The sequence below is a fragment of the Lentibacter algarum genome, from assembly GCF_018860975.1.
Lineage (GTDB): Bacteria > Pseudomonadota > Alphaproteobacteria > Rhodobacterales > Rhodobacteraceae > Lentibacter > Lentibacter algarum_A.
Genome location: NZ_JAHKQI010000008.1, coordinates 150848 through 176236 on the forward strand (window position 1 = coordinate 150848; position 25389 = coordinate 176236).

Annotated in this window: 26 protein-coding genes and 2 tRNA genes; 17 read left to right on the plus strand and 11 right to left on the minus strand. The window is 55.6% G+C overall.

Annotated features, from left to right (window positions below):
• Positions 1 to 279: 279 nt before the first annotated feature.
• Positions 280 to 990, minus strand: coding sequence for a hypothetical protein (locus KO498_RS10085; protein WP_252731380.1), 711 nt, complete (start codon positions 988 to 990; stop codon positions 280 to 282).
• Positions 991 to 1165: 175 nt separating this feature from the next.
• Between KO498_RS10085 and KO498_RS10090 the strand changes: the two genes are divergently transcribed.
• The 8 genes from KO498_RS10090 (at position 1166) to KO498_RS10125 (ending at position 5432) form a co-directional block, all read left to right on the plus strand.
• Positions 1166 to 1432: a hypothetical protein gene (locus tag KO498_RS10090; RefSeq protein ID WP_215959778.1), complete on the plus strand. Its 267-nt coding sequence runs from the start codon at positions 1166 to 1168 to the stop codon at positions 1430 to 1432.
• Positions 1425 to 1670 carry a hypothetical protein gene (locus KO498_RS10095; protein WP_215959779.1) on the plus strand — a complete coding sequence of 82 codons (246 nt, stop codon included), beginning with the start codon at positions 1425 to 1427 and terminating at the stop codon, positions 1668 to 1670. The genes KO498_RS10090 and KO498_RS10095 overlap by 8 nt, the downstream gene beginning before the upstream one ends.
• Entirely contained in the window at positions 1658 to 2002 is a 345-nt protein-coding gene (locus tag KO498_RS10100; RefSeq protein ID WP_215959780.1) for a hypothetical protein, read from the plus strand. The genes KO498_RS10095 and KO498_RS10100 overlap by 13 nt, the downstream gene beginning before the upstream one ends.
• A gap of 117 nt (positions 2003 to 2119) precedes the next feature.
• Positions 2120 to 2743 (plus strand): hypothetical protein, encoded by a 624-nt coding sequence (locus KO498_RS10105; RefSeq protein WP_215959781.1) that lies wholly within the window; start codon positions 2120 to 2122, stop codon positions 2741 to 2743.
• Positions 2730 to 3110 carry a hypothetical protein gene (locus tag KO498_RS10110; RefSeq protein WP_215959782.1) on the plus strand — a complete coding sequence of 127 codons (381 nt, stop codon included), beginning with the start codon at positions 2730 to 2732 and terminating at the stop codon, positions 3108 to 3110. The genes KO498_RS10105 and KO498_RS10110 overlap by 14 nt, the downstream gene beginning before the upstream one ends.
• Positions 3111 to 3113: 3 nt before the next feature.
• A complete protein-coding gene (locus tag KO498_RS10115) occupies positions 3114 to 3701 on the plus strand; it encodes a hypothetical protein (RefSeq protein ID WP_215959783.1) in 588 nt (195 codons plus the stop codon).
• 229 nt (positions 3702 to 3930) lie between these two features.
• Complete coding sequence (locus tag KO498_RS10120) at positions 3931 to 4710, plus strand: terminase large subunit domain-containing protein (RefSeq protein WP_215959784.1); 780 nt, start codon at positions 3931 to 3933, stop codon at positions 4708 to 4710.
• Positions 4695 to 5432 carry a hypothetical protein gene (locus tag KO498_RS10125; protein WP_215959785.1) on the plus strand — a complete coding sequence of 246 codons (738 nt, stop codon included), beginning with the start codon at positions 4695 to 4697 and terminating at the stop codon, positions 5430 to 5432. Before KO498_RS10120 ends, KO498_RS10125 begins: the two co-directional genes overlap by 16 nt.
• Positions 5433 to 5615: 183 nt before the next feature.
• Here the strand turns inward: KO498_RS10125 and KO498_RS18335 are convergent, their stop codons facing one another.
• Positions 5616 to 5750, minus strand: coding sequence for a hypothetical protein (locus KO498_RS18335; protein WP_289847832.1), 135 nt, complete (start codon positions 5748 to 5750; stop codon positions 5616 to 5618).
• 11 nt (positions 5751 to 5761) lie between these two features.
• Positions 5762 to 6985: an AIPR family protein gene (locus KO498_RS10130; protein WP_215959786.1), complete on the minus strand. Its 1224-nt coding sequence runs from the start codon at positions 6983 to 6985 to the stop codon at positions 5762 to 5764.
• A 231-nt stretch (positions 6986 to 7216) separates the two neighbouring features.
• Between KO498_RS10130 and KO498_RS10135 the strand changes: the two genes are divergently transcribed.
• Entirely contained in the window at positions 7217 to 8362 is a 1146-nt protein-coding gene (locus tag KO498_RS10135; RefSeq protein WP_215959787.1) for a DNA cytosine methyltransferase, read from the plus strand.
• Between the two features lie 19 nt (positions 8363 to 8381).
• Complete coding sequence (locus KO498_RS10140; protein WP_215959788.1) at positions 8382 to 9092, plus strand: GIY-YIG nuclease family protein; 711 nt, start codon at positions 8382 to 8384, stop codon at positions 9090 to 9092.
• 32 nt (positions 9093 to 9124) lie between these two features.
• Here the strand turns inward: KO498_RS10140 and KO498_RS10145 are convergent, their stop codons facing one another.
• The 3 genes from KO498_RS10145 to KO498_RS10155 all read right to left on the minus strand — a co-directional run bounded on the left by KO498_RS10145 (position 9125) and on the right by KO498_RS10155 (position 10873).
• Positions 9125 to 9634, minus strand: a complete 510-nt coding sequence (locus KO498_RS10145) for a hypothetical protein (RefSeq protein ID WP_215959789.1) — start codon at positions 9632 to 9634, stop codon at positions 9125 to 9127.
• A 161-nt stretch (positions 9635 to 9795) separates the two neighbouring features.
• Positions 9796 to 9870 (minus strand) — tRNA-Asn (locus KO498_RS10150).
• A 79-nt stretch (positions 9871 to 9949) separates the two neighbouring features.
• Positions 9950 to 10873, minus strand: a complete 924-nt coding sequence (locus KO498_RS10155; protein WP_215959790.1) for an MBL fold metallo-hydrolase — start codon at positions 10871 to 10873, stop codon at positions 9950 to 9952.
• Positions 10874 to 10912: 39 nt separating this feature from the next.
• Here KO498_RS10155 and KO498_RS10160 point away from each other — a divergent pair, with 39 nt between their 5' ends.
• Positions 10913 to 12202, plus strand: coding sequence for an ATP-binding protein (locus KO498_RS10160; protein ID WP_215959791.1), 1290 nt, complete (start codon positions 10913 to 10915; stop codon positions 12200 to 12202).
• Positions 12203 to 12233: 31 nt separating this feature from the next.
• On the opposite strand, the gene KO498_RS10165 is transcribed toward KO498_RS10160, so the two are convergent.
• From KO498_RS10165 to KO498_RS10175, 3 genes are all read right to left on the minus strand, one after another.
• Positions 12234 to 12307 (minus strand) — tRNA-Gly (locus KO498_RS10165).
• 40 nt (positions 12308 to 12347) lie between these two features.
• A complete protein-coding gene (locus tag KO498_RS10170) occupies positions 12348 to 13472 on the minus strand; it encodes a glycosyltransferase family 87 protein (protein ID WP_215959792.1) in 1125 nt (374 codons plus the stop codon).
• Between the two features lie 38 nt (positions 13473 to 13510).
• Positions 13511 to 15556, minus strand: coding sequence for an ASKHA domain-containing protein (locus KO498_RS10175; protein ID WP_215959793.1), 2046 nt, complete (start codon positions 15554 to 15556; stop codon positions 13511 to 13513).
• A gap of 198 nt (positions 15557 to 15754) precedes the next feature.
• Between KO498_RS10175 and KO498_RS10180 the strand changes: the two genes are divergently transcribed.
• Positions 15755 to 16075: a hypothetical protein gene (locus KO498_RS10180; protein WP_215959794.1), complete on the plus strand. Its 321-nt coding sequence runs from the start codon at positions 15755 to 15757 to the stop codon at positions 16073 to 16075.
• Between the two features lie 139 nt (positions 16076 to 16214).
• On the opposite strand, the gene speB is transcribed toward KO498_RS10180, so the two are convergent.
• The gene (gene speB, locus KO498_RS10185; protein ID WP_215959795.1) at positions 16215 to 17174 is read right to left on the minus strand and encodes an agmatinase; all 960 of its coding nucleotides are present in this window, start codon (positions 17172 to 17174) and stop codon (positions 16215 to 16217) included.
• Positions 17175 to 17300: 126 nt separating this feature from the next.
• On the opposite strand from speB, the gene KO498_RS10190 reads away from it, so the two are divergent.
• From KO498_RS10190 to KO498_RS10205, 4 genes are all read left to right on the plus strand, one after another.
• Positions 17301 to 18281 carry a tellurium resistance protein gene (locus tag KO498_RS10190; protein ID WP_215959796.1) on the plus strand — a complete coding sequence of 327 codons (981 nt, stop codon included), beginning with the start codon at positions 17301 to 17303 and terminating at the stop codon, positions 18279 to 18281.
• Between the two features lie 71 nt (positions 18282 to 18352).
• Complete coding sequence (gene guaB / locus KO498_RS10195) at positions 18353 to 19801, plus strand: IMP dehydrogenase (protein ID WP_215959797.1); 1449 nt, start codon at positions 18353 to 18355, stop codon at positions 19799 to 19801.
• The gene (locus tag KO498_RS10200; RefSeq protein ID WP_215959798.1) at positions 19801 to 20982 is read left to right on the plus strand and encodes an RsmB/NOP family class I SAM-dependent RNA methyltransferase; all 1182 of its coding nucleotides are present in this window, start codon (positions 19801 to 19803) and stop codon (positions 20980 to 20982) included. Before guaB ends, KO498_RS10200 begins: the two co-directional genes overlap by 1 nt.
• A 111-nt stretch (positions 20983 to 21093) precedes the next feature.
• The gene (locus KO498_RS10205) at positions 21094 to 23421 is read left to right on the plus strand and encodes a PAS domain-containing hybrid sensor histidine kinase/response regulator (protein WP_252731381.1); all 2328 of its coding nucleotides are present in this window, start codon (positions 21094 to 21096) and stop codon (positions 23419 to 23421) included.
• On the opposite strand, the gene KO498_RS10210 is transcribed toward KO498_RS10205, so the two are convergent.
• Complete coding sequence (locus KO498_RS10210; RefSeq protein WP_215959799.1) at positions 23414 to 24007, minus strand: sulfotransferase family 2 domain-containing protein; 594 nt, start codon at positions 24005 to 24007, stop codon at positions 23414 to 23416. The two genes, KO498_RS10205 and KO498_RS10210, sit on opposite strands and share 8 nt — an antisense overlap.
• A gap of 177 nt (positions 24008 to 24184) precedes the next feature.
• Here KO498_RS10210 and recA point away from each other — a divergent pair, with 177 nt between their 5' ends.
• Positions 24185 to 25270, plus strand: a complete 1086-nt coding sequence (recA, locus tag KO498_RS10215; RefSeq protein ID WP_215959800.1) for a recombinase RecA — start codon at positions 24185 to 24187, stop codon at positions 25268 to 25270.
• Positions 25271 to 25389 lie beyond the last annotated feature (119 nt).

The following is a 25389-nucleotide window of genomic DNA, read 5'->3' on the forward strand; positions in this document are numbered from 1 at the left end:
TGTCAGGCTGCTGCTTGGGTGACAAAGGGTGACAAGGTTCATTGGGTGCGTTCTGGCGGCAGGTGACCTCCTCCCGCTTTCTCCGCATTCTTGTTGCGAGCAAGTCGCAACTGTGGTGGTTGAGCGAGGTCAATTGATCATCAATGAATTGTCGCCCGTGGTGGTTTGACTTGAAGATCAAGCGGTTAGTCGTATTGGCGCAGTCTTTTGCAACGCGCTTTGCAACGGCAACGGAAATCCACCTCAGAATGCGTCAATAAGGCTGACATAAATCGCAGTTCACGGCGCATTGCGTCGCCGCCTAATTTCAGCGATTGCCGCCTCCCAGCTTGGTCTTGCGGGGCGATGGTTCGCTCCCGGTGGCGCAAGGGCATAGGCCCCAATGAAATCGACACCCAAGCCCTTCAAGTAGTGTTTCGCTTTGCCACCAAATGCAACGACCGTGGCGTTGGGCAACAACTCGATCTGCCGCACAAGGTAGTTTGCAGCGCATGTTCGGTCTTTGGTCGAACCAATCTCATTGTCGATGGAACATAGCCTGCCCTCGGTAAGCCAAACCCGACGTAGCTGTTGGTCGAAGGTCATGTCGGGATATAGTTGCGAAATGAACCATCGGACATTTCGATGAAACAGGTCCGTTCCATGCTTGAAGCTCTTGTAGGCATGGTTTGTGCTGGAGGCCATTAAGTGGTCAGACCCCAACGCAACGTCGTAGCTTTCACCGTCGTGAGGGTGCCCAGGTTCGGAAAACACCATAATAACCTCGACATCCTCCGCAGAGCCCGTCGCACCGACATAACCGCGTGGAATGTGTCCACTATCTGGTCGCCATTGTGCCTCTCGGCACTGTCCGAAAAAGCGGCATGGTTTGTATGCTTCCAGCAATAGCGATTTCAACGGGTCCGTTGGTATCATATTCATCTCGGTACAAATGGAGCCCCACCTTAGTGGGTATTGGCTGGCGGTCAACACCACCTTCTTTTCTCTCAATTCCACCTCATTCCACAGACCAACGCCCCGACAGCGGATGATACGCAATTCATGCTGAGCCTATGGCGTGCCGATGAAACGCGCCACTCCTGCGCGCACCCGGTGACCCTGTGGCTGTTTCCTTTTGGCCTTGCCTGCCGGGTGTGCGCGATCACAACCCGAAAGGACGACCACAATGACCATTACCGCAACAATCGACGAGCATGAAGCAGTCACGCTCACCTATACCCGCATGAACACCACGTCGAACCTTGGTGTGCCCGACGCAGCCGCCTTCGCTGACGACCTCAAGTCGACCTTCAACCCCGATCAGGGCGACATCTACCGCGATGCCTATAACGTCTTGGTTCAACCCGATGGCGTAACCGTCGAAGTGCATCCCCATTCGTTCCCGATCCCGTGGCAGCACATCGCCTCTGTGGTCGATCAGCTCAATGCCTGACATGACCGTTGCACCCCTATGGCGTGAACTGTCGCTGACGCGCGGCACACTCCGTGACCGCGGCCTGCGCGTCCACGGCGTGTGGACCATGCACATTGGCCTCGACACCCCACCACGCGTCTATGTCGATTGGCAGGACGTGCCGAACAAGCACGAGATGACAGTCGCTGAACACCTGATCGTTGCCCGCAAAATCGTCCACATCGAACCCGGCGGCAGAAAGCCGTGGATGGAATGACGGGCACGGCTGAGGGCGCGTTTGTCGCGGCCATCATCTCGCAAGCATATTCCGACATGCTTGGCCCCGGCGACGACCACGCATACGCAGCAATAACCTTCCTAACCGCCCCTAATGGCCGACATGCCCGATGGCGCGGCGAACTGTTCGGGCTCTTGGGTCTTGATGGTGACATTGCCGCCCAACGCATCGTCGAAGGGCTTGAAGGCAACGCCGACCTGCACCCCTTCACACTGGAAACAAGTGAGCAACACGCCGCGCAGGTCGATCTTGCCCGCGAGCGCTGGCTCCACCTTAAACACCCCCACACTCTACCTGCTTCTTCGGTGTAACCATTCATCCTTGGATTGTATTTTGCTTTCGACGGATTGGTGAATTTGTCGTCCTTAACCAGCTTAACGGACGCGGCCCACCAGTCGCGTTCGCTTTGGTTACGAAAGGACGATAAAATGGCCGATGAAACGACCGCCGCAATTCAGGCGTTGATTAAACAGGTGGGTGCGCTCACCGAGACCGTCGTTAAACAGAACACCCAAATCGACGACCAAAACACCCGCCTCGACAAACTGCACGAGTTCAACGGGCGTGTGCTGGATCAAAAAAAGGATTTGGAACGTAAAGCAAGCTCGCAACCTACGCCCGAGAAAATCGCCGAGATGGCCAACGCCGGACTCGTTCCCGGTGACGATGGCAATTGGTATATGCGCGGAACGAAACCCTCACACAGTCTGACACGCGAAGAAGCGCGTGATCCCAGCAAATACCGCGAGGCGAAAGCGGCAGCAGAAAAAGCAGGCGCAACACTGACCATCGTTGATCCAACCGCCGCCGACGACACGCATCGCCGTTCATCGCGCACAGAAATCGATTCGTCGCTGAAAACCACACTCATCCGCGACGATGACCAAAAAGTCGCCTATATGCGCCGCGATGTAATGCGTTCAGATACGCGTCAATACCGCCAACTGCGGGCTGACGGGTTCAACGTGCAGTCGTGGGACAACGCCGACGATCTTCCGCAGCACATGCGGACAAAACTTGCATTGATGGAAAAAGCCAATGCGCCCGATTGATCGCGCCTGCTTGCAGTACGCCTATCAGGTCGTGCTTGGCGTTGACCACGCCTATGTCTCACCGACAGGGGCGTGCCTGCTGCTAAATCACGCGGAGAAACTTGATCCCGCAGGCGATCCCATATCAGCCGCAATCGCCGCGCTGGCCGCGATGATGAAGCTCCACCTTGGCGGTATCGGGTTTGGTGAGTTGCGCAACGACCTCGTTGGGTCGGGCGTCGGTGAAGATTTCGCAAATCGCGTTCATGACCATTTGGCTGATGTCTCCGAGAGTGAGTGGGTGGGTCTTCGCGACCGCATCCGTTGGTATGGCGACGATACGGGCGAACCGCCCCGTGCCTCAACCGACGTATCAGGAGGCAACTGAACAATGGCAGGTAACAAAGGCAGCGGTCGGCCCAACACGATCCTCAATCACCCTGACAAGAATTCGATCATTCGGTCGATTATCGAACGCGAATTGGGCGTGCCCGGTGCACCGTCATTCGCCAAGACTGCGAAGCGTGTCGGGCTGAATCCGGCGACAATTGATCGGTTTCGGAAGGATCACATCACGGAAGAAATGCGCCGTCACGTTGCGGGGCAGATCAAAATCGAACCAATCGACGAAACAACTCAATTCCTGAACCAAGAGCGGCTGGACGTTGGCAGCTCATATGAGTCCCTTGCGCGTCGCGTCGAAAAGCTGATCACGAAAGCCGAGGAAGCTGGCGACGATGGCTTTGCATTGGCCGCAATGGATGGCTTGCGGAAAGTGTTGAAAGACATCGCGACAATGCACGGCAAGATGGCAACCAGTTTGTCCGTCTCGGTTACTCTCGCGGAATCACCCGAATGGGTCACGATGAAAAGCATCCTTCGCGCGGTGTGCGACGAGGTCCCCGAAGCTCAGCCCGTCCTTCTCAAACACATGCGCCAACACGTTCTCAGCGTCACAAAAGAGGAGGCTGTGCTTTGAAGTCGCCCCATTCAGAATTCCTCGGCTGGGATCACTACGCTCGCGACCATGCAAGGCGTTTGGAAGCCGCCAACTCGGCAAGGCATCCCGAATGGGTTGAACTGCCCGCGACCCGCCGCGCCGCAAAAGGGGAAGCCAAGTATTTCACGGGCAAGCCGTGCGCGAATGGGCACATCTCCCCGCGATATTCATCTGGGTGTTGCCGCGCCTGTCAGACAGGGCGGTAAAAATGCCATTTGACGCCCTCATACCGTGGTGCGCAGAGCTTGAACGCTCGCTCGATCCCGCTGCGCGTCTGCGCCATTGGATCGGTCATGAGCCTGATCCTTGGCAGATCGACGCTTTTACCACGCAGGCGACGGAAGTCGCCCTGCGGGTCGGTCGTCAGGCGGGCAAGACCTCGGTGCTGGCCGCGCGCTCGGTTGAAGAATTGCACATCCCGGATTCATTGACCATCTGCGTTGCGCCCGCAGAGCGGCAAGCCAAGATCATCGCGCGAGAAATCGGGCGACAGTTGAAGCGCACCGAATTGGTCATCACGCGCTCGACGCTGACCGAACTCGAAATGTCGAACGGTGCCCGTGTCGTCGCGCTGCCGTCCACGTCGGACACTATTCGCGGCTATCCATCGGTATCGTGCCTGATCATTGACGAATGCGCTTTCTTGCAAGGCGATGGCGGCGGCGAAGACTTGATTGCGGGCGTCCTGCCAATGCTGACGGAAAAAGGGCAAGTTTATTTTAGCTCAACGCCTGCGGGCAAAAACAACTATTTCGCGCGTCTGTTCCTCGACGCAAAGCCGGGTGACGGTGTTCACCGCATTGTCGTCAAAGGCACGGACATCCCGCGACTGAAAGACAAAGTGGAGCGGATGCGTCGCACGTTGTCCGCGACCAAATTCCGCCAAGAGATCGAGTGCGAACTGCTTTCGGATGGCACCAGCTACTTCGACTTCTCAATCATCGAAAACGCAATAAGCACGGAGGGCGCAATATGTCCCAAGATGTGAACTACGAAAACGCACTCAACCTCGTCTATCTGCCTGACGGGCGCGTAGTGAATGAAACAAACCAAGACCCGGCCATCGAACGGGTCACGGGACACCAAAACTATTGGGTTGCCGCTGACCTCGGGCAGGCAAATGACTACACCGCCGTTGCAGTCATCAAAGACGAGGCGCTGCCCATCGTTGACGGATCGAAGGTCATCGTGGGACCGCGCCACCGTTCAATCGTACACGCTGATCGCTTCCGTGGCGTGTCCTATGTCGATGTCTGCGATTACCTGATCCGCTTGCGCAACGCGCCGCCGTTTGGTGGCAAGTCTGAACTTGTGATCGACGGCACGTCGCTCGGACGCGTCGTATCGGACATGCTCTGGGATCAATCAGTCGATCACCACGCCGTGCAAATGACCGGAGGCCAATCATGGCGCAAGGAAAGCTCGCGGTATGTCAACGCGGGGAAGACATTCATGATCGAAAACTTGTCCGTGCTGTTTGCCTCAGGCGACCTCAAGTTTGCACATGACTTGCGGTTGCGCGACGAGATCGCATCCGACCTAGCCTCCTTCTCGTTGCAGACCACAGCAGCAGGCAATCAGATCATCACGCAGTCACGATCCGCAGGCGGTCACGGGGATTTGGGGATTGCGGTAATCGTCGGCGCGTTCGCGTCGCAATATCTGCGCCCGAAGATGGTCACGACCCACACGCTGCGCGGGTGGTATTGACGTCTGTCGTCGCACTCTTGGCAACCGCGTGGGACGTAACACCGTGAACTCGACGAGCGAACGCGATGAACTGCGCAGCTCTGCGGTAATGCGGGGTTTTGGGCATAACCGTGGGGCACCGACCATAACCACCTTCGCTGACGGGGATTTGCGGCGACCACGGGTAGTGGTCGCCGCAGCGGTTTAAAGAAACGAAAAGCCCACTGCGACGAGCGCAACGACGATCACGAATACGGCCCCAACGGCAATGTTGCCGCTTGCATTTGCTTCGAAGTGCTTTCCGATTTTGATCAGGAGTTTGTTTTCTTGGCTGTTCATGCCTAAGCTCCTCAACCCATTGTGTCCAATTGCTGCTGCATTACATGCAGCCGCACCGATTTGAACAAATTGGCCCAGTGGTTTCGATTTTTACCAAGCGAATCCGGCGCATTACCGATGTCACTAATTGCTTGTTTAGTTTCTGAAACCAACTCAGGCGCTAGGTCGCGCCAAGAAGCAAGAACGTTCTCGAAACCGCCAACCCATTCAGCGCATCCGGTGTCCGGATTGATTGAAACAAAATTTCGAAACGCGCCCAGAATTGGGTAAGCGGCCCCCTTGGTCAAACGCTGGTCGTGGTCGTCCAGTTTTGCATATTGGAACTTGTGTCGGCCCTTGCTTGGAGGAGCCTTCTCCACAATCCTCAGGTTTCCGGCGCGGCCTTTGACGGTCTCATTGTAAACCTTGAGAAATTCCCGGCGAATGTGATCGTATAGTACAAGAGTTTCGATCAGTAGAGGTTCAAAGGCCGCGTATTTTCTGGGTTCGCCAGTTTTCTTGTGCTCTTTAAAGTCGTCACCATACTTCATCAGCGGCGTTGACCACTTCTCATAGGCCGCAATTGGATGCTTAGACTCACGAACAGGAAAATCCGTGACGTTCATCAGTTCAAGAACAGACACCAGTTCTCGGACGTCAATGTCCTTCTTGTCTGACTCTTTGAAACCAATATCGTTTGCCCAGTCTTGATCCTTCACGATTTCCTTGAGGCTATCGAACGCGCCATCAAGTTCAAAGATCGACCGAGGTTGCACAGAAATTCCAGTGTTCTGCCCTCTTGCGATGTCCACACGCAGTGTGTGGTTTTCTCCACCTTCTAGCCCGGTGATGATTTTGACTTCGACGTGCTGGCCTTCGCCGATCGAATCATCCTCTTGACAGTCGTAAATGATCCGGGTGGTGTGGCCGCCATTGGCGATACCGTAATCATCATCAATCATGACGTCGAAGACCCGCTTGTCGATCACCTCGATGTCTTCGGCAATGATGGTAATCCCCAGATTCAACAGGTCGAAGGTGCCTGGCAGTGCCTCTTTGCCTTCGAGGCTTGCTTTTACGTCCTTATACACCTGCCGGTTCATACCAACAGGGTCGCGCAAATTTGCGCCCGTCGGGACGTCCTTTGGGAAGAGGCGTGCAGGGACCAAGAAGGTGTGCTTGACGATGTTTGGGAGGGTGGGGTGTTTAACGCTACGCGCTTCGGACACCTCAAACCGATATGGTTTGATAGCCATTCTTGAGTACTCCATGGGCCACGACGGACCAATGTTGCGGGGCACGATGACCCCGGACGGCAGGATTGCCTGAGCCTTGGTACCAAAAAATCAGCGTTATGGCAACACAGGTTGCGCTTTTTTTCTCGTCCGACACAAGATATGCTGTTACTGATTTTCACGAGACATAAAGGCTGGGCAGTTAGGACTTGATCCCGTGATAAACAAAATGACGAGAAAAACGACGAGATGATGGGTTTCAATTACTACGACTTCTTTGCAGGTGGCGGCATGGCCGGGTTTGGTCTCGGGTCGAACTGGGATTGCCTGTTCGCGAACGACATAGACGCGAAGAAGGCAGCGAGTTACCGCGCCAACCATCATGGCGGCAAGGAACTGCTGCTAAAGGACGTTGCTCAGGTCACATTAGACGAACTACCCGGGTCGCCTGACCTCGTGTGGGCCTCATTTCCATGCCAAGACCTGTCGCTTGCTGGCAATGGTGCGGGCCTCGCGGGCAAGCGTAGCGGGATGTTCAAACCGTTCTGGAAACTGATGCGGTCACTTCACGCCGATGGTCGCGGCCCCAAGATCATCGCACTAGAGAACGTCTACGGGGCGATCACGAGCAATGGCGGTCGAGACTTCGCAACACTTGCCGCTGCCTTCTCGGGCCTTGGGTATAGGTTCGGCGCTGTCGTCGTCGATGCGGTGCACTTCCTACCGCAATCCCGTCCGCGCTTCTTCATGGTAGGTGTTCGGGGCGACTTGACGATCCCGGAAAGTCATACAGTAGATGGCCCTTGCGCGATGTGGCATCCGCCCGCGCTTATCGAAGGTTGCAACCTGCTTTCGCAGACAGCAGCATCGCGTTGGCGTTGGTGGAACCTGCCAACACCGCCAGCTCGGAACACAAACCTTGCTTCGCTGATCGAAGACAAGCCGACTGGTGTAAAGTGGCACACGAAAGCAGAAACCAAATACCTGCTCGACATGATGACCGACCACAACCGCAAGAAAGTCGAAGCGGCCAAGCAGTGTGAAGAGCGGGTGGTGGGCACGATCTACAGGCGCACGCGCGCGGACGCTGATGGTGTGAAGCGGCAGCGGGCAGAGGTGCGCTTTGACCAGATTGCTGGGTGCCTACGCACGCCTGCTGGCGGTTCAAGCCGTCAGACAATCATGTTGGTAGAGGGAAGCAAGGTTCGCTCGCGCTTGCTGTCAACGCGCGAAGCCGCATCCCTAATGGGCCTGCCTGAAACCTATATCCTACCTGAACGCTACAACGACGCCTATAAACTCGCGGGCGATGGCGTTGCCGTTCCGGTCGTTCGTCACCTTGCAGAGGCGATCTTTGAACCGCTCTTAAAGCGGAATCGACTCGCTTTGGTTGCCTGATTTCTAGTAAGTATCGGTCATGGTTGACCGAAATCCCGACGATACAAATTTCCCACCTTTTGAAACCGAAGATCTTCGGTCCAATTTGGCTGAGTTTCTAACCCAGAAATTCGATGATCCGATCACAGGGAAGCCGCGCGTAATAGGCGGCTTCAAATGGGGCGTATATGCTTTCTTCGATTACGACGGAGAACCTATTTACGTCGGCCAGACGAAAGAAAAAGTAAGTACCCGAATTAGGCGGCACCTGACAAATCAGCGGACAGATGCTGTTGCAATGTCGGTGCTTGACCCGTTCGAGGTTTACGAGGTCGAAGTTTGGCCACTACCGCAGTTTCAGAAAACAGGCGCAACTGATGTTGCCGCCAAAGCGCATTTGGATGCCCTTGAGGACCTTGTTTATCAAGAGGCGATTGCAGGCAGCACTTTCAAAGCGGTGCTAAATGAAAAAGACCCACCTGCACCGACAGTAGCCGTGACGAAACCCCCATCGCTTCGCTATCGACTTGTCTCGGACGAGGTTCACAAGATTAGGTCGCACCCTGATTTCCGCATTGCACGGCGAGCCTTGATCATCTCGCGTCTGGCGCAGGTCATCTCGGAGCGGAAGGTGCAAGGTGGGCTACGACGGGTATTGTTGACCCAAGCTAAGCGGCTACAATGGCTTGCAGAGCGACGCTATGTGGCGTTGGGCGGGGAAGCGTCGGTCGAGGTTGAGGAAGGCGAATAACACCCGCGAGGTTGCACATGTTTCGGGTCTTTCTAGAACGGCACGTCGTCGTCAGACGACTCGAACGGATTGGCGACCTTTTTGTCGGGCCAATTCACTGAGGGTTCGTCATCCGTCTTAGGTGCCTCCCCACCTGCGGCTATGTCCTTCTCAATCATCCGTTCAAGCGCCTTGCCGTAGGCTGGCATCTTCCACGACTTCTCGCCCGCTTCCTTACCGCGTTCGTCCTGAATGTCATTGATAGGGCGTTTCGGATGTAGTCCGATCACATACCCTTCATGGCGGCGCACACCGCCCGACTTGTTCGAGCGCCGCCGCTTCTTCGGAAGTGCGTAAAATACTCGAACCTTTTCCCAGTCGTCGGGGTCAAGCACCTCTTGGAAGAAGTGGAATCGTTCATCGACAGTCAGCGGGCTGGCTTCCTGGTCGGACAGAAATACACGGCCGTCAGAATCGACGGTCACATTGTGCATATGCTTCTCGCGGAAGTTGGGCGTCCTGTAGCGCGGTGATCGCCTAGACTTTCCTGTCGTGGTTTTCATGAACCCGATGTTGACCAGTCAGCGCATTGTGGTCAAGCGTTTGAAGCGAAATGCAAATAGCTGTAACTGCCCAAAGCGTCACGCGTTGCAAAATCGTTGCAAAAATCAAAAAAGGCGAACCCGAAGGTTCGCCCATTTTACTTAACTATCAAGTAGTTAATTGGCTCCGGCGGTAGGGATCGAACCTACGACAAATTGATTAACAGTCAACTGCTCTACCGCTGAGCTACGCCGGAATGTCTGGGGGATATAGCAACAGCACTCCTGCGCGTCTAGAGGCTTTTGTTGCTATTTATCCAAAAAGATATGCACGTCCTAAACGAGGGCAAACACCGCTTCGGCGCTCAGTTGCGGGGCGGCTGAAACGCGCTTGTGAATGTGCAGGTCAATAAGGTGTGCAAAGACATTGCGCGTCGCTGCTGGGATCAGGGCTGGCGGTGTTTCGGTGTATATCTGACGTGCCAGAGCCTCTGCCGTTGCGGGGCTGTTTTCCAGTGCCGCCAAAATCTGCGCTTCGCGACCCAGCCGATGCTCTATGAGCCAGTTCAGACGCGCTTCAGGGTCTTCGATCGGTGCGCCATGACCGGCGTGAAACACCCGCCAGTCTCGCGTGGCCAGCTTGCGGCACGATGCCATGAAAGCCGTGAGGTCGCCGTCAGGAGGGCTGACAAGCGAGCTCGCCCAGCCCATCACCAGATCACCGCAAAACACCATGTCGCGCATCGCAAAGCTGAGATGATTGCCGAAGTGCCCGGGCGTGTGCAGGGCCGTCAAAGCCCAGTCACCGTGATGCACTGACTCGCCGTCAACCAGCATGATGTCGGGAGCAAAGCCTTCGTCAACGCCTTCACCTCCGCCTGCAAGCCCTTGGGCTGCCAGATCGTTCATGGTGTCAGAACGGCCTGATTTGCTGTCGCCAAAGGCCAACACTGGCGCGCCTGTCACTTGTGACAGTGGTTTGGCGAGCGGGGAGTGGTCCGTATGCGAATGTGTGACAAAGATATGGCTGATACGTTCCTTTGGCTTAAGCGCGCCCAGCAGGGCTTGTAAATGTGTCTCGCTTGACGGGCCAGGATCGATCACCGCGACATCGCCTTCGCCAACGAGGTAGGTGTTGGTGCCGCGGTAGGTCATCGGTGAGGCGTTGTCAGCAACCACGCGGCGCAAGCCGTCGTCAAGTTGCTGGGGCTGGCCGATGACAGGATCAAAATCATCCGGGGCGCTAAGTGGGGTGTTCATGGGTCTTCCTTCTTGCGGTCACTAAGGCTAGGAATAGGCATGTTCTTCGCTTGGCTCAAACAGTATATGCCGCGTTCGCTCTATGGAAGGGCTGCGCTGATCCTGATTGTGCCGATCATTGGCCTGCAGCTTGTGGTCTCGATCGTGTTTATCCAGCGCCACTTCGAGGAAGTTACCAGCCAGATGAGCCGTTCGATGGCGCTTGAGCTTGCGCTTGTGGTGTCCGAGCTTGAGGCGAGCGGGCAGAGCAATGCAGCGGCGCCCTTGCATATCAACGTGCAAATGCCGGCGCCAGACAACAGGATGAGCCGCCGCCGTTGGTATGACTTTGCCGGTATTGTGGTGAAGCGTGAGTTGCACGAAAGCCTGCCTGCTCTTGAGGCCGTTGATCTGCCAAACGGCGGTAAGGTGCATGCCTACGTGCAAACCGGAGCAGGGCTGGCTGAACTCACATTCGCACGGGCGCGCGTGTCGGCGCTCAACCCGCATCAGCTGTTGGTCAATATGGTATTCTTCGGCATCTTGATGACAGTGATCGCTTACATTTATCTGCGCAATCAACTGCGGCCGATCAAGCGGCTTGCGCGGGCAGCAGCGGCGTTCGGGCGCGGAAATGTGATCGATTACAAGCCCTCCGGCGCCGTTGAAGTGCGTGCGGCGGGGCATGCTTTTCTAGACATGCGCAATCGTATCGAACGCGCGATCGACCAGCGCACGCTGATGTTGTCGGGCGTAAGCCATGATCTGCGCACGCCACTGACGCGCATGAAACTTGGCTTGTCATTGCTTGACGATGAAGACCGCGAGCCGCTTGAGCGTGATGTGCAGGAGATGCAACGGATGCTCGACGAGTTCCTGTCATTTGCCAAGGGCGCGCATGAAGGCGAACCGGAAATGAGCGACCCAATAGCGCTGGTGCGGGGTATTGTAGACGATTGCCAGCGCGCGGGTATGCCGGTGCAACTCGGGGAGTTTGAGGGCGAGGGCGAGTTGGCCCTGCGCCGTGTCGGAATCCGCCGCGCCATTGAGAACCTGATCGGCAATGCAGTGCGCTACGGCACCAATGCTGTGGTTTCGGTCGCTCTGACAGAGCGGGCTTTGCGCATACGGGTTGAAGATGACGGGCCAGGCATTGCAGCCGAACAACGCGAGGAAGCGCAGCGGCCTTTCACGCGACTTGACGCCTCACGCAACCAGAACCGCGGCTCCGGTGTCGGCTTGGGGCTTTCGATAGCCACCGATGTCGCCCGTGCCCACGGGGGCATGTTGCGGCTCGGCGAAAGCAGCGAGATGGGCGGATTGCGCGCGGATATTGTCATCGCAAGGTGAGGTGCGTTCCAACGCGGGAGTTGAACTGCGTTGGAGCGGGCAGCGGGAATCGAACCCGCACGTTCAGCTTGGGAAGCTGACAGGCTACCACTACATCATGCCCGCGGTGCGCTGACTGGCGAGATAGCGCTTGTGGTCGGCGCGGTCAAGCGAGCTTGGTGCGCCTGAGGCCGATGAGCGTGATGGCGAGTAGCAGTATCAACCCAAGGCCTCCCAGTGCGGGCAAGTCAAATGCGAGCTGCTTGATGGGGGCAGAGAAAACGACTGTCAGCAGGCCAAATCCGGTCGCCAAAAGCGTGGCAAATGTGAGCAGGGTTTTCTCAAGGGGGGTGAGCGTAAGATCTGGCCAGACAAGTGCAAGGGCAGGGGCCAGCAGGCAGAGATCATAGTCATATGCATATGGGCTGAGCGCAGCGCCAGAGATCATCCCGAGGGCGAGGACGTGCTCAAGCTGCCAGCGCCGCAGCGCCGCATAGGCAACAGCCCCTAGCGAAGCGAGTGCACATGCAAAGTGAAGCGTAAGAGCGGCACCGCTTGTAAGGCCGAGCGAGGCGAGCAAGGCAAAGGGGGTGCTCATGCGCACAAGCTTGTATTGTCCGGCTTGCAACAGCGTGTTCGACTGCTCGACACTGGCCTGAAGAGCGCGCCAGATGTCAGGGCCATAGACCAGCGTGACCAGCAGCAAAGAGACCGCGAGCGTCAGGCAGGCAACGGCCACCATACGAAAACCCCCGCGCAGCAAAGCCGCCAGTCCGAGGCCCAGCCCGAGGTGTGGTTTGTAAGCGAGAAGCCCGAGCGTGACGCCCGCCGAAGTGCTCTGCCGGGCAAGCGCAAAACGCGCGAACAAGGCCATCATCCCCGCAGTGAGAAAGCCGTTTTGCCCCGTGAGCAAGTTGATAACGATCGCAGGTAAAACCAGCATTAAAGCCATGCGTCCGGACGAAAACCGAAGCACTGACCAGACGAAAAACGCAAGGCTTAAGCCGCTAAACAGCAAATACCCCAGCCAGACAGGAAACAGCGCCATGAGCTGTGTCAGCAAATTGAACTGCGGTGGATATGTCCATGTCATAAACACATCAGACCCGGTGCGTTCAAGTTGATGCGCCTTGAAAGCCTCCGCGTCATAGGCAAGCGCAGCACGGCCCTCGTTGGCAAGTTCGCCAACTTGGTGAAAGATCATGTAGTCAGCCGAGACAGCGTCAACACCGAGCGCGTCGGGTGCGCCGATGCGCAGAGCGGTAAGCCCCATGAGACCAACCAGAAGCAACAGAATTACTTTGAAGGTGCTGCTTGAAACCATCGTGCCTAGCCGCGCCGCCTGCGCCTGCGCCCGCCGCCGCTCTCACCGTCACCGCCGGTGTTGAAGCTGACATCAGGCAGGCTAACGACGCTGGCCAGAATGGGAAACGGCTCGGCAGAATTGGGGATCGCCGAAGCATTGACGAAATGCTCCTGAAAGCGTGGCTCGACTGCGGTTTCAACCTTCAGGATGTTGCGCACCGTGGCTTCGATCTCGCCACGCGCCTCAACGTTGAGCAGGGCGATGCGCGCGCCTGTGCCCGCCGCGTTGCCAGCTGATGTCACCTTGTCCAGAGCGCAATCAGGGATCATCCCCAAAACCATCGCGTGTTTGGGGCTGATATGCGCGCCGAACGCGCCTGCAAGCACCACGCGGTCAACCGTATCAACGCCGAGCTTGTCCATCAGCAGTCGCGCGCCCGAATAGAGCGCCGCTTTGGCCATCTGGATGGCGCGAATGTCGGGGTTGGTCACGGTGATCTTGGGGCTGCCGTTGGCTGTTCCGTCCCACATTACATAGCTGTTGGTGCGCCCGTCGGCGATGCAACGCTCGCTGCCGGTTTGCGCCGCCGATCCGATGAGGCCAGAAGCATCAAGCAAGCCGGCCATACGCATCTCGGCGACGGCCTCGATGATGCCGGAGCCGCAAATACCGGTGATGCCGGTTGTGGCGATTGCGGCGTCAAATCCGGCCTCGTCTGACCACAAGTCACAGCCGATAACACGAAACCTTGGCTCCTTGCTGGCCGGATCAATTTCAACCCGCTCAATCGCCCCCGGAGCAGCCCGCTGGCCCGAGGTGATCTGCGCGCCTTCAAAGGCGGGGCCTGTGGGCGATGAACAAGCCAAGACCTTGTCTTTGTTGCCTAAAAGGATTTCGGCGTTGGTGCCAACATCTACGACAAGAACCAAGTCTTCCGACTTGTCAGGCGCTTCAGAAAGCGCGACCGCGGCGGCATCAGCACCAACATGGCCAGCGATACAGGGCAGGAAATACACCTGCGCCGAGGGGTGCAGAACCAAGTCAAGATCACGCGCCTCAAGACGGAGCGCGTCAGACGTTGCCAGCGCAAACGGTGCTTGCCCAAGCTCAAAAGGATCAATGCCGAGGAACAGGTGATGCATAACCGGATTGCAAACAAAAACGCAGTCCATGATCAGGGCTTTGTCGATCTCGGCCTCAGAGGCAATCTGGGTGAACAGCGCATTCATGCCCTCGCGCACCGAGGCGGTCATCTCGTCGGCTCCGCCGGGGTTCATCATCGAATAACTCACACGGCTCATCAGGTCTTCTCCAAACCTGATCTGCGGGTTCATCAGGCCGGATGAAGCGACAACCTCACCGGTCTGCAAATCACACAAATGCGCCGCAATGGTGGTTGAGCCGAGGTCAACCGCAACGCCATAAACCGAGCCTTCATAGTATCCCGCCCAGACTTGCATAATGCTCGGACGGGCGGTCTCGCGGCCACCATCATGTACCGCAACAGTCACCTTCCAGTTGCCCTTGCGCAGGGCAGGTTGCAATTCGCGCAGCACATTGGGGTGGGCGCGGCTCACATCAACATCCCACTGCTCTTTGAGGGCAGTTGCCATGCGCTCCAAGTCGCCTGTTGGCGCATGCATGTCGGGTTCTTCAACCTCGATATAATAAAGCCGCACAGTCGGGTTCATAGTAATGTCACGCGCTTCGGCACGTTTGCGCACCACTTGCTTGTGAACCTGGCTTTCCGGCGGCACGTCAATCACCACATCGCCTTGCACAGTTGCCTGACACCCCAAGCGACGGCCTTTCATCAGCCCGCGTTTGTCGTCATAGCGCTGCTCGACAGCGTTCCACGCGCTGAGCGCGTTGTCTTCAACTGTCACACCATGCTTTGAAAACTCGCCATAAGAAGGCGTGATCTGACATTTCGAGCATATCCCGCGACCGCCGCAAACACTGTCGAGATCAACGCCGAGCTGGCGTGCCGCTGTCAAGACAGGGGTGCCAACAGGAAAATTGCCGCGTTTGCCAGAAGGGGTGAAAACGACGAGAGGGTCTTTGCTCATATTGATCAACTTCCTGAGGTGTCTTTGCGTTGTCTTTGACGCCGCGTTTTTGGGCAGACTAGACGCCTAAACAGGCAGGGGAAAGCCAAGACACGGCATAAATCTGACAATCCGCGGCAAAATCAGCGACAGAAAACATGGCTCTGGTCGTATGAAGAGTGTCGGGCAGGAAAACGGCCCTAAAAACAAGAGGTCAAAATGAGCAAGATCACCCCTTTCACCGCCTGTGTCATTGCGCTGTCACTCGGAGTGTCGGTTCCGCTGGTTGTCAGCGCTCAAAACCGCGCGCTTTCCGGTCGGCCACCGGCGCCAGACACTGCTGGAATGGCCGACAAACTGAACGTCAGCGAAGACGTCTTGAAAGCTTGCATGCCGCGGCCAAAAAAAGGCCAACGTCCAGAAAAACCCGACGCTGGCAAACTTACAGGCTGTCTTAAGGCCGACAACGCATATGTCAGCAAGAATGACGTTGAGCAGGTGCTAGAGGCCTATGCGCCCAAGCCGCCAGTAAAAGGTTAGGAGCAGGCGGCAACGAGCGCTTCGTTAAGATTTGGAAAGCGCGCATAACGGCGCAAAACTGTCAGCACGCATTATGCACTGCGGTATGCACTGTGGTATGCACGCGAGTCACAGTGGCTTTTGTCAGTTACGGCAAAGGTTAACCGGGTGGATTTTGGTGACAAATGAAGCCAAGCAAGTTGAGCAAAACCTGCGCTGCGAGGATCGCAGTGCTGCCGGAGTGGTCATAATCCGGCGCCACTTCGACAAGGTCGATCCCGACAATCTGGTGGTTCTTGGTCACTTCTTGCAGCAGCTCCAGAACGTCATAATAAAGAAAGCCGCCGTGGCTCGGAGTGCCTGTGCCCGGTGCAATAGACGGGCAAAAAGCGTCGATATCAATCGTGATGTAAACCTTTGATTTCGCTGGGATACGTGCGGCAGTTTGCTTTGGCCCAAGGGCACGCGTCTGGCGCACAGAGAGGATGTCAGAACCCATCTTGCGCGCGTCTACATAGCCTTCTTTGGCTGTAGAGCTGACATTGCGAATCCCGACTTGCGTGAGCCCGCTAACATAGGGCTTCTCGGCAGCGCGGCGCATCGGGTTGCCATGGCCAAACCGCACGCCGTGGCGCTCGTCAACAAAGTCGAGGTGGGCATCAATCTGCAAGATATGGATGTCACCGCGCCCCTCAAAGGCATTGATGCAAGGAATGTTGATCGAGTGGTCCCCACCGATGGTGACAGGCAGGGCATTGGCGTTCAAAATAGCTCGCACTCCGGCCTCGATATTTGCGTGAGAGTTGAGCGTGTCAGTGTGGATTATGTCGGCATCGCCAATGTCCACCATTCGCACGTTTCCGGGCAGGTAAGTTACATCATCTTCGTGGTCGTAAGCTCCTGCGTGGCCGAAAGAAAACAAGGTTGAAGCTTCCCGCACGGCACGTGGCCCGAAGCGAGCGCCCGAGCGCCATTGTGTGCCGAAATCATAGGGCGCACCGAGGATCGCGACATCGGCATTTATGGTGTCCCAATCCTGAACATAGGGCCGCTTGGCGAAGGTTGAAATTCCGACAAATGGCAGGTTCAATCGCCCGTTTTCATAGCCGTGATCGCTCATGTTTTTCTCCACTTTTTGCAGGTAATCTGAGCGCAGAACTTGAGAGAACAAGGGGTGCGACGCAGCGGCCTATGGGCTTCTCTTCCGAGCATGCTATGAGAGAGAAACTCTTTCAAGGATAGTGACATGAGCAAGCTTTCAAATATCGGTCGGCAAACGCCTCCTGCGATCTTCACCATCATCCTCGGGCTCTTCGGGCTGGCGCTTGCATGGCGCGCCGGAGCACTTGTGTCGGTGGTTCCGTTGGCTGTCTCCCAAATGCTCCTCGGGGCTGTTGCCACACTTTTCCTGGGGGCCGCTTTATCTTACCTTATCAAGGCGCTACGCCGTCCTAGTGTGCTCATTGATGATATGCGCATCCTCCCCGGGCGCGGCGGTGTCGCTGCCCTTGGTGTGTGCTTTTCGGCGCTGGCCGCAGGGTTTGCACCTCTGTCAGCCGCAGGGGCGATCAAGCTCATGTATTTTGCGCTGTTTTTTCATGCCTGCTTGGCTGTTTTGGTCATTTATGTTCTCGCAACCGGCCCCAAAGAACAACGGAACGTTACGCCAATCTGGCACCTGAGTTTTGTCGGGTTTATCGTTGCGGCGGTGTCGGGCACGGCTCTCGGTCAGTTCGGCCTGTCGCAAGTCGTGTTCTGCGGAGCTCTGCTGATGGCGCTTGGCATTTGGGCAGTAAGCCTTGTGCAGCTGATAAGAACCTCTCCAGCAGCCCCTCTGCGTCCTTTGCTTGCAATACATCTCGCGCCTGCAAGTCTGTTTGGTATCGTGGCGCTCGGCTTTCCCGCCGATCAGTTTCCGATCATGCCGGTTATGGCAAGCATTTTCACATGCATTGCTGCGCTCATCTTATTGGCATTGCTCATAAGTTTGCGATGGATCATGGAGAGCGGATTTAGTCCGCTGTGGGGGGCTTTCACCTTTCCGATGACAGCCAGTGCAGTGCTGTTTTTGAGTTATAGTGCCGCGACGGGCAGCCTGTTGGTGAAGATCATCGGTGTGGTTGTGTTGGTTGCCGCGACATTCTTTGTTCCTTGGGTGGCGGCAAAAGTCATCCAGATGTGGCTCAAGGGAACGCTGGCCACAAAAACCAATGCATCGAAAGCCTGATTGGGTCTTTCAAATCCCTGGCAATCATGAAATAGGAAACCGCCAAACGACGCCAAGCTAGGAGAAGCGCTATGGAGATTCGTGAGGCCCTCACTTTTGATGATGTTTTGTTGGTTCCGGGAGCGTCTAGCGTGCTGCCCTCGACCGCTGATACCCGTACTTTTGTGACAAAATCTATCGCGCTGAACATACCGTTGCTCAGCTCGGCGATGGATACAGTTACAGAAGCGCGTATGGCCATAGCAATGGCGCAAGCGGGCGGCATGGGCGTTATACACAAAAACCTGAATGTCGACGAGCAAGCCCGCGAAGTTCGGCGCGTTAAGCGTTTCGAAAGCGGTATTGTTTACAACCCCGTAACATTGACGCCGAACCAGACACTTGCTGACGCTAAAACACTGGTTGAACGCTACAACTTCACCGGCTTTCCCGTCGTTGACGAGGAAGGGCGCGTGCTTGGCATTTTGACAAACCGAGATATGCGGTTTGCCACCTCTGATGATACGTCCGTGCAGGCAATGATGACAACGAATGACCTTGCGATGTTGGCTGAACCAGCTGACTTGGAAGAAGCTAAAAGCCTGATGCGCGCCCGCCGGATCGAAAAGCTTCTTGTGCATGACGGAAAGGGCAAGCTTACGGGCCTCCTGACGCTCAAAGACACCGAGCAAGCGGTGCTCAACCCGACAGCTTGCAAGGATGATCTAGGGCGTTTGCGCGTTGCAGCGGCAAGCAGTGTTGGCGACAGCGGGTTTGAACGCACCGAGGCACTGGTCGATGCCGGATGTGACATCGTGGTGATTGATACGGCGCATGGGCACTCTGACGGCGTTATCGAAGCGGTGAAACGTGCTAAGGCGCTTTCTAGCGATATTCAGGTTATCGCGGGCAATGTCGCCACAGGCGAGGCCACAAAAGCGCTGATCGGGGCCGGAGCAGATGCTGTCAAAGTTGGCATTGGCCCGGGGTCGATCTGCACCACACGTATGGTTGCAGGTGTTGGTGTCCCACAGCTCACAGCGATCATGGATTGTGCCAAGGCGGCGGGTGATATTCCGGTAATCGCAGACGGTGGCATCAAGTTCTCAGGCGATTTCGCCAAGGCGATTGCGGCAGGGGCGTCCTGTGCAATGGTTGGCAGCATGATCGCCGGAACCGACGAAAGCCCAGGCGAGGTGATCCTGTATCAAGGGCGCTCCTATAAGTCGTTTCGCGGTATGGGCAGCCTCGGCGCGATGGCGCGCGGCTCGGCTGATCGTTACTTCCAAAAGGACGCCGCCAGCGACAAACTCGTGCCAGAAGGCATCGAAGGGCAGGTGGCTTACAAAGGTAGTGCGGGGGCAGTTGTTCACCAACTTGTCGGCGGGCTGCGTGCGGCTATGGGTTACACGGGCTCAGCAACCGTGCAAAGCATGCGTAGCAACTGCAAGTTTGTTCGCATTACGGGCGCGGGGTTGAAGGAAAGTCATGTGCATGACGTTCAGATCACACGCGAATCCCCCAACTATCGAGGCATGTAATGACACCAGCAGCACGCGTGGCCGCGGCCGCCGATATCCTTGATCTGATCATCGACGGAACTGCCGCCGAAAAGAGCCTGACAACTTGGGGCCGCAAAAACCGTTATGCTGGCTCTAAAGACAGGGCTGCAATCCGCGATCATGTGTTTCAGGCATTGCGCTCTTTGCGTAGTTACGCTGCTCTTGGCGGGGCGGCTGATGATGCGCCCACAGGCCGCGCTTTAATGATCGGAGCTTTGCGTGCCGAAGGCATAGATCCGGCAAGCATGTTTACAGGTGAAGGCTATGCGCCCAAGCCTTTGACCGAGGATGAGTTGGCAGGCGGGCATGCGCCTGTTGATGTTGCCGCTAAAAACGATTTTCCTGACTGGTTGTGGCCCGTTTTCGAAGCGTCACTTGGTGACGGCGCCGAGCAGGAAGCAGCCCTTCTCAAGCAACGGGCTCCGGTGTTTTTGCGGGTGAATACGCGTAAAACAAACCGTGAGGCTGCGGTTTTGGCGTTGGCTGAGGAGAGCATAGTTGCACAGCCGCATGCCTTGTCAGAAACCGCGCTTGAAGTGCTTGAAGGAGCACGCAAAGTTGCTCTCAGTGATGCATTTTCGCAGGGCCTTGTTGAGCTGCAGGACGCGGCCAGCCAAGCTGTAGTTGACACTCTGCCGCTTGAAGGCGTGACGCGTGTGCTGGACTACTGCGCAGGCGGTGGCGGCAAGAGTCTGGCCATTGCTGCGCGCTGCGATGCCACTGTTTACGCGCATGATATTGATGAAGCCCGTATGCGTGACATACCGGTTCGCAAAGAGCGCGCTGGTGCGGCAGTGACTGTTGTTGCACCGGATGCATTGGCTGATCACGCGCCGTTTGATGTTGTCTTGTGTGACGCGCCGTGTTCCGGAAGTGGCGCATGGCGCCGCTCGCCCGAGAGCAAGTGGCGTTTAACCGCTGAAAGCCTTGCCGAGTTGAGGAAAACACAACTTTCAGTCTTACAGAGTGCGGCTCATAAGGTGACTGAAGGTGGGGTTCTGGCCTATGTAACCTGCTCAGTTCTTAGCTGCGAGAATGAAGAGCTTGCTGCTGAATTCTGCGCTAACAATCCTGAGTGGCAGTGCCAGAAGCAAGAAAGCTGGACAATGAGGAACGGTGGCGACGGCTTTTTCGTTGCAATTTTGACGCGATCAAACTGACGGCAATACACCTTATGGGTGTATTTCATCTCAAATCTCCTTAATCTGCAGTTAAGATCATCGCCCTAGGATTGGTGTTGATCATGATTCGCGTTTCCGGAGGCTTCCATTTTGGCGAACATCGCACTCACGCCTGGTCGCATGGCCCGTGTTTCACTCCTGTTGGTACCCAAGCTATGGGTGTTACTTTCTGTATCGGCGCTTGCATTCATTGCCGCCTTTGCTGCGACAAGCCACAGCGTCGTGATTACGGCAAGCGCCATGGGCGGCTCGCTGCTCTTGCTTGCGGTGACGAGTGCTTTGGTTGCATTCCGGTTTCGCAGCTCTAACAGTAAAGCTCAGCGCACCATTGCGGAGTTTGTTTGTCATGATTCAGCGGCATGCTTTGTTGCTGATGAAGTTGGCGCGATCTGGTATCGCAATGAAGTTGCTCAAGAAAAGTTTGACCCAACACAAGAAACCACAATAGCAACGTTGGCTTCGGTGCTGAGCAACCCGTCAGCGATCGTTACAAGGCTTTCGATCAAAGCCAATGAACTTGGTGCTGCCCGAGAAGATGTTGTGACGCTGCAAGGGCATTTGCGCCTGTCTTGCCATGCGCTTACGCAGGGCGGCACACTTTGGCGGGTTGAAGAACTGCCCAAAAATGCGGGGTCCGCTGCTGGCGACAATTTTGAGAAACTACCCATCCTGACAGTGGGGCGTAACGACACAGTGCTCTACATGAACGAAGTTGCCCGTCGCATGGTTGGGGAACGTGTCAAAACACTTGATAGAGTGTTTGTAGATTTGCCAATCACACCCGGCAAAGTGCATGACGTTAGCACTGCCAGCGGCAACGTGCCTTGTGTGGTTGCCGAGTTAGCAGGAAGTGCAGGGCGGCGTGAACTCGTGCTGGTTCCAACTCCGCAGAGGCATGTTGAGCTCCCCGAAAACATGCGCTTTTTTGATGAATTGCCAGTGCCGTTACTTAAGCTTAGCCCTGATGGGCGGGTCACCAGCTCGAATCGCATGGCCCGCGACCTACTAGGGCGAAATGAAGTTGACGGAGAACTCTTGTCGACGTTGCTAGAAGGTCTCGGTCGGTCTATCCGGGACTGGTTGCAAGACACTGCAAGCGGGCGCGTTAGCCACCAATCGGAGTTTTTGAAGGTCAGACGGGATGATTTCGAAACTTTTGTACAAGTCGTGTTGAAGCCAGCAGTCGAGGACGGGCAGGATGTCGTTGTCGCTGTTTTGAATGATGCCACCGAACTTAAAACGCTTGAGGCGCAGTTTGTGCAAAGCCAGAAGATGCAGGCGATCGGGCAGTTGGCAGGCGGGGTCGCACACGATTTCAACAATTTGCTAACGGCCATTTCAGGTCATTGTGATCTACTGATGCTACGCCGGAGTGAAGACGACTCCGATTATGCTGATCTGGAGCAAATCAGCCAAAACGCAAACAGGGCCGCTGCTTTGGTCAGCCAGCTTCTCGCGTTCTCACGTAAGCAAACCCTACGACCGCAAACGATAAACGTTCAGGAAACGCTGTCAGATTTGACACATTTGCTGAATCGGCTCGTTGGCGAGAAAGTTCAGTTAGACTTTGAACATGTGACAGGCAGCCACACTATTCGTGCAGATAAACGCCAGATAGAGCAAGTTGTCATGAATCTTGTTGTCAACGCGCGCGACGCTATGCAAGCGGGTGGTAAGATAACAATTTCCACACAACCTCTTGTGCTGGAACAACCCCTGAAGCGAGACCGCGCAAAAGTGCCAGCCGGCGAGTATGTTGCAGTGAAGGTGATGGACCAAGGATCAGGAATCTCGCTTGATAAGCTTCAGAAAATATTTGAGCCGTTCTTTACCACCAAGCGCACAGGCGAAGGGACCGGGTTGGGACTTTCAACAGCATATGGCATCGTAAAGCAAACCGGTGGCTTTATTTTTGCTGATAGCGAAGAAGGTAAGGGCAGTTGCTTTACACTTATTTTTCCCGAGCATGTGCCCGACGAAACCGCGCCTGCTGTACTTGACGTGGAGCAGAGCCATGAGACGCATATCAAGAATGATGGTGGAGTGATCTTACTGGTTGAAGATGAAGCTCCTGTGCGGGCGTTTGCTTCCCGCGCGCTAAGCTTGAGTGGGTTTAGTGTCATGGAAGCATCAAGCGGCGAAGAAGCGCTAGAAGTCTTGAGCGATAGCAGTTTGCAAATTGAAGCATATGTGACGGATGTAGTTATGCCTGGTCTCGATGGCCCGAGCTGGGTGCGAGAAGCAATGAAGACACGCCCGGATGTGAAAGTTGTGTTTATGTCAGGTTACGCTGAGGATGTGTTTGGAGAGAACGGCCCGGGCGTGCCGGAAGCGGCCTTCTTGCAGAAACCATTTTCGTTGTCAGAGCTCACTTCTACCGTGCAGAACCTGCTGTTGGAACAAGAGAGCATCAGCTGATCGAGTTCCACAAATCAAATTCTGCGGCACATTCGAGGCGCAAACGTGCTTCGATGTCGGTGGTCAGGTCAAGCTCGCTGGCTGGCGAAACGTTTTTTTTGGGCAGGTCGATTTTCTGCCCAAGCCTGTCTTCCAGGTATGTTATGCAATCGTCCAAATGTTCGTAACGAAACAAGCGTTTGATAGAGGTGCCATTCGGCCGCGGCTCTACGAACTTCGACTGCGCCCCGACATTGGCGAACGAGGGTTTCTCATCATGAAGGTAGGCTTCAACAAAACTATTGAAGCTCATCCCCTTGGTCGAAGTGGTTTTGCCATCCAGAAAGCTGCGCTGCCGATAGCGATACCAACTTCCGAGCCAACTCACGGGCTCACGAATGACAGCTATCGTTTCGACATCTTCGCCAATAAACTTCTCAACCATAGGCCTGAAGAAGCGATTGTAGCGGTAGACAGGGGCGTGTTTGAGCTCAGGTGGTTCGGTGATTGCAATTGAGGCGAGCGGCGAAAGTGCAGTTTCAATTGCTGTTGTTCCGGTTTTGGGAACAGAAAAGAGCACCAGTTTTGCTTTCGAAAAGATGAGCATTTGTAACCCTTTGTCAGTTCAATGGCCGTAAACGATACCTTAACCATTTGCGTGTGATGATAGGCAAATGAAAATTTACATTGAAATGTTCTCACTTTGCCCCCATAAGGAACATTAGTGGAACACTCGGCAGTGATTGCCGCTTTCACCGGGGTATGAAATAAGGAATCGATAATAATGGCAACGGCAGATCTTTTGGAAATGAAAAATAAAAGCGACACGGACAAGCAAAAGGCGCTGGACAGCGCACTGGCTCAGATTGAACGCCAGTTTGGCAAGGGTTCGATCATGAAACTGGGCGGTGAAAACGCTGTTCAAAAAATTGAAGCGACATCAACGGGCTCGATTGGTCTTGATATCGCCTTGGGCATTGGCGGATTGCCGAAAGGTCGGATCATTGAGATTTACGGTCCGGAGAGTTCGGGCAAAACAACGCTGACGTTGCACTGCGTCGCGGAAGAGCAAAAGAAGGGTGGGGTTGCTGCGTTTGTTGACGCCGAGCATGCACTTGACCCACAATATGCCAAGAAACTTGGTGTTGATCTTGATGAGCTGCTAATTTCCCAACCCGATACAGGGGAGCAAGCGCTTGAAATCACTGATACTTTGGTCAGATCTGGCGCTGTTAGCCTCGTTGTTGTCGACTCGGTCGCCGCGTTGACACCGAAGTCCGAGTTAGAAGGTGAAATGGGCGACAGCAGTGTTGGTGTGCAGGCTCGTTTGATGAGCCAGGCCATGCGTAAGTTGACAGGCTCGATCGCACGTTCAAATTGCATGGTGATCTTTATCAATCAGATCCGGATGAAGATCGGTGTAATGTTTGGCAGCCCTGAAACGACGAGCGGCGGTAACGCACTTAAGTTTTACAGCTCGGTCCGGCTTGATATTCGCCGTATTGGCGCGGTTAAAGATCGTGACGAAATTGTTGGCAACCAAACCCGCGTTAAAGTCGTCAAGAACAAAGTGGCGCCTCCTTTCAAACAAGTCGAATTCGACATCATGTATGGGGAAGGCATTTCCAAAACAGGAGAGCTGCTCGACCTTGGCGTGGCGCTCGGGATTGTTCAAAAATCCGGTGCTTGGTTTAGCTATGGTGACGAACGTGTCGGGCAAGGCCGTGAGAACGCCAGGCAATACATGAAAGACAACCCAGAAATGGCGCATGAAATCGAAGACAAGATTCGAGCAGCGCATGGACTTGATTTCGACGGTTCTGAAAACGACATCGGCGATGAGGATGGTGGTGATATCCTAGAGAGCTGACTGCTAATTCTAACCGATTGAAAAGCGCCGGAGTGAGTGATTGCTTCGGCGCTTCTCTGTGTGGACATGTGCAAGCTGTAACGATAAACCCAAGGCGGTAAATCCCAGCTGGAAAACAC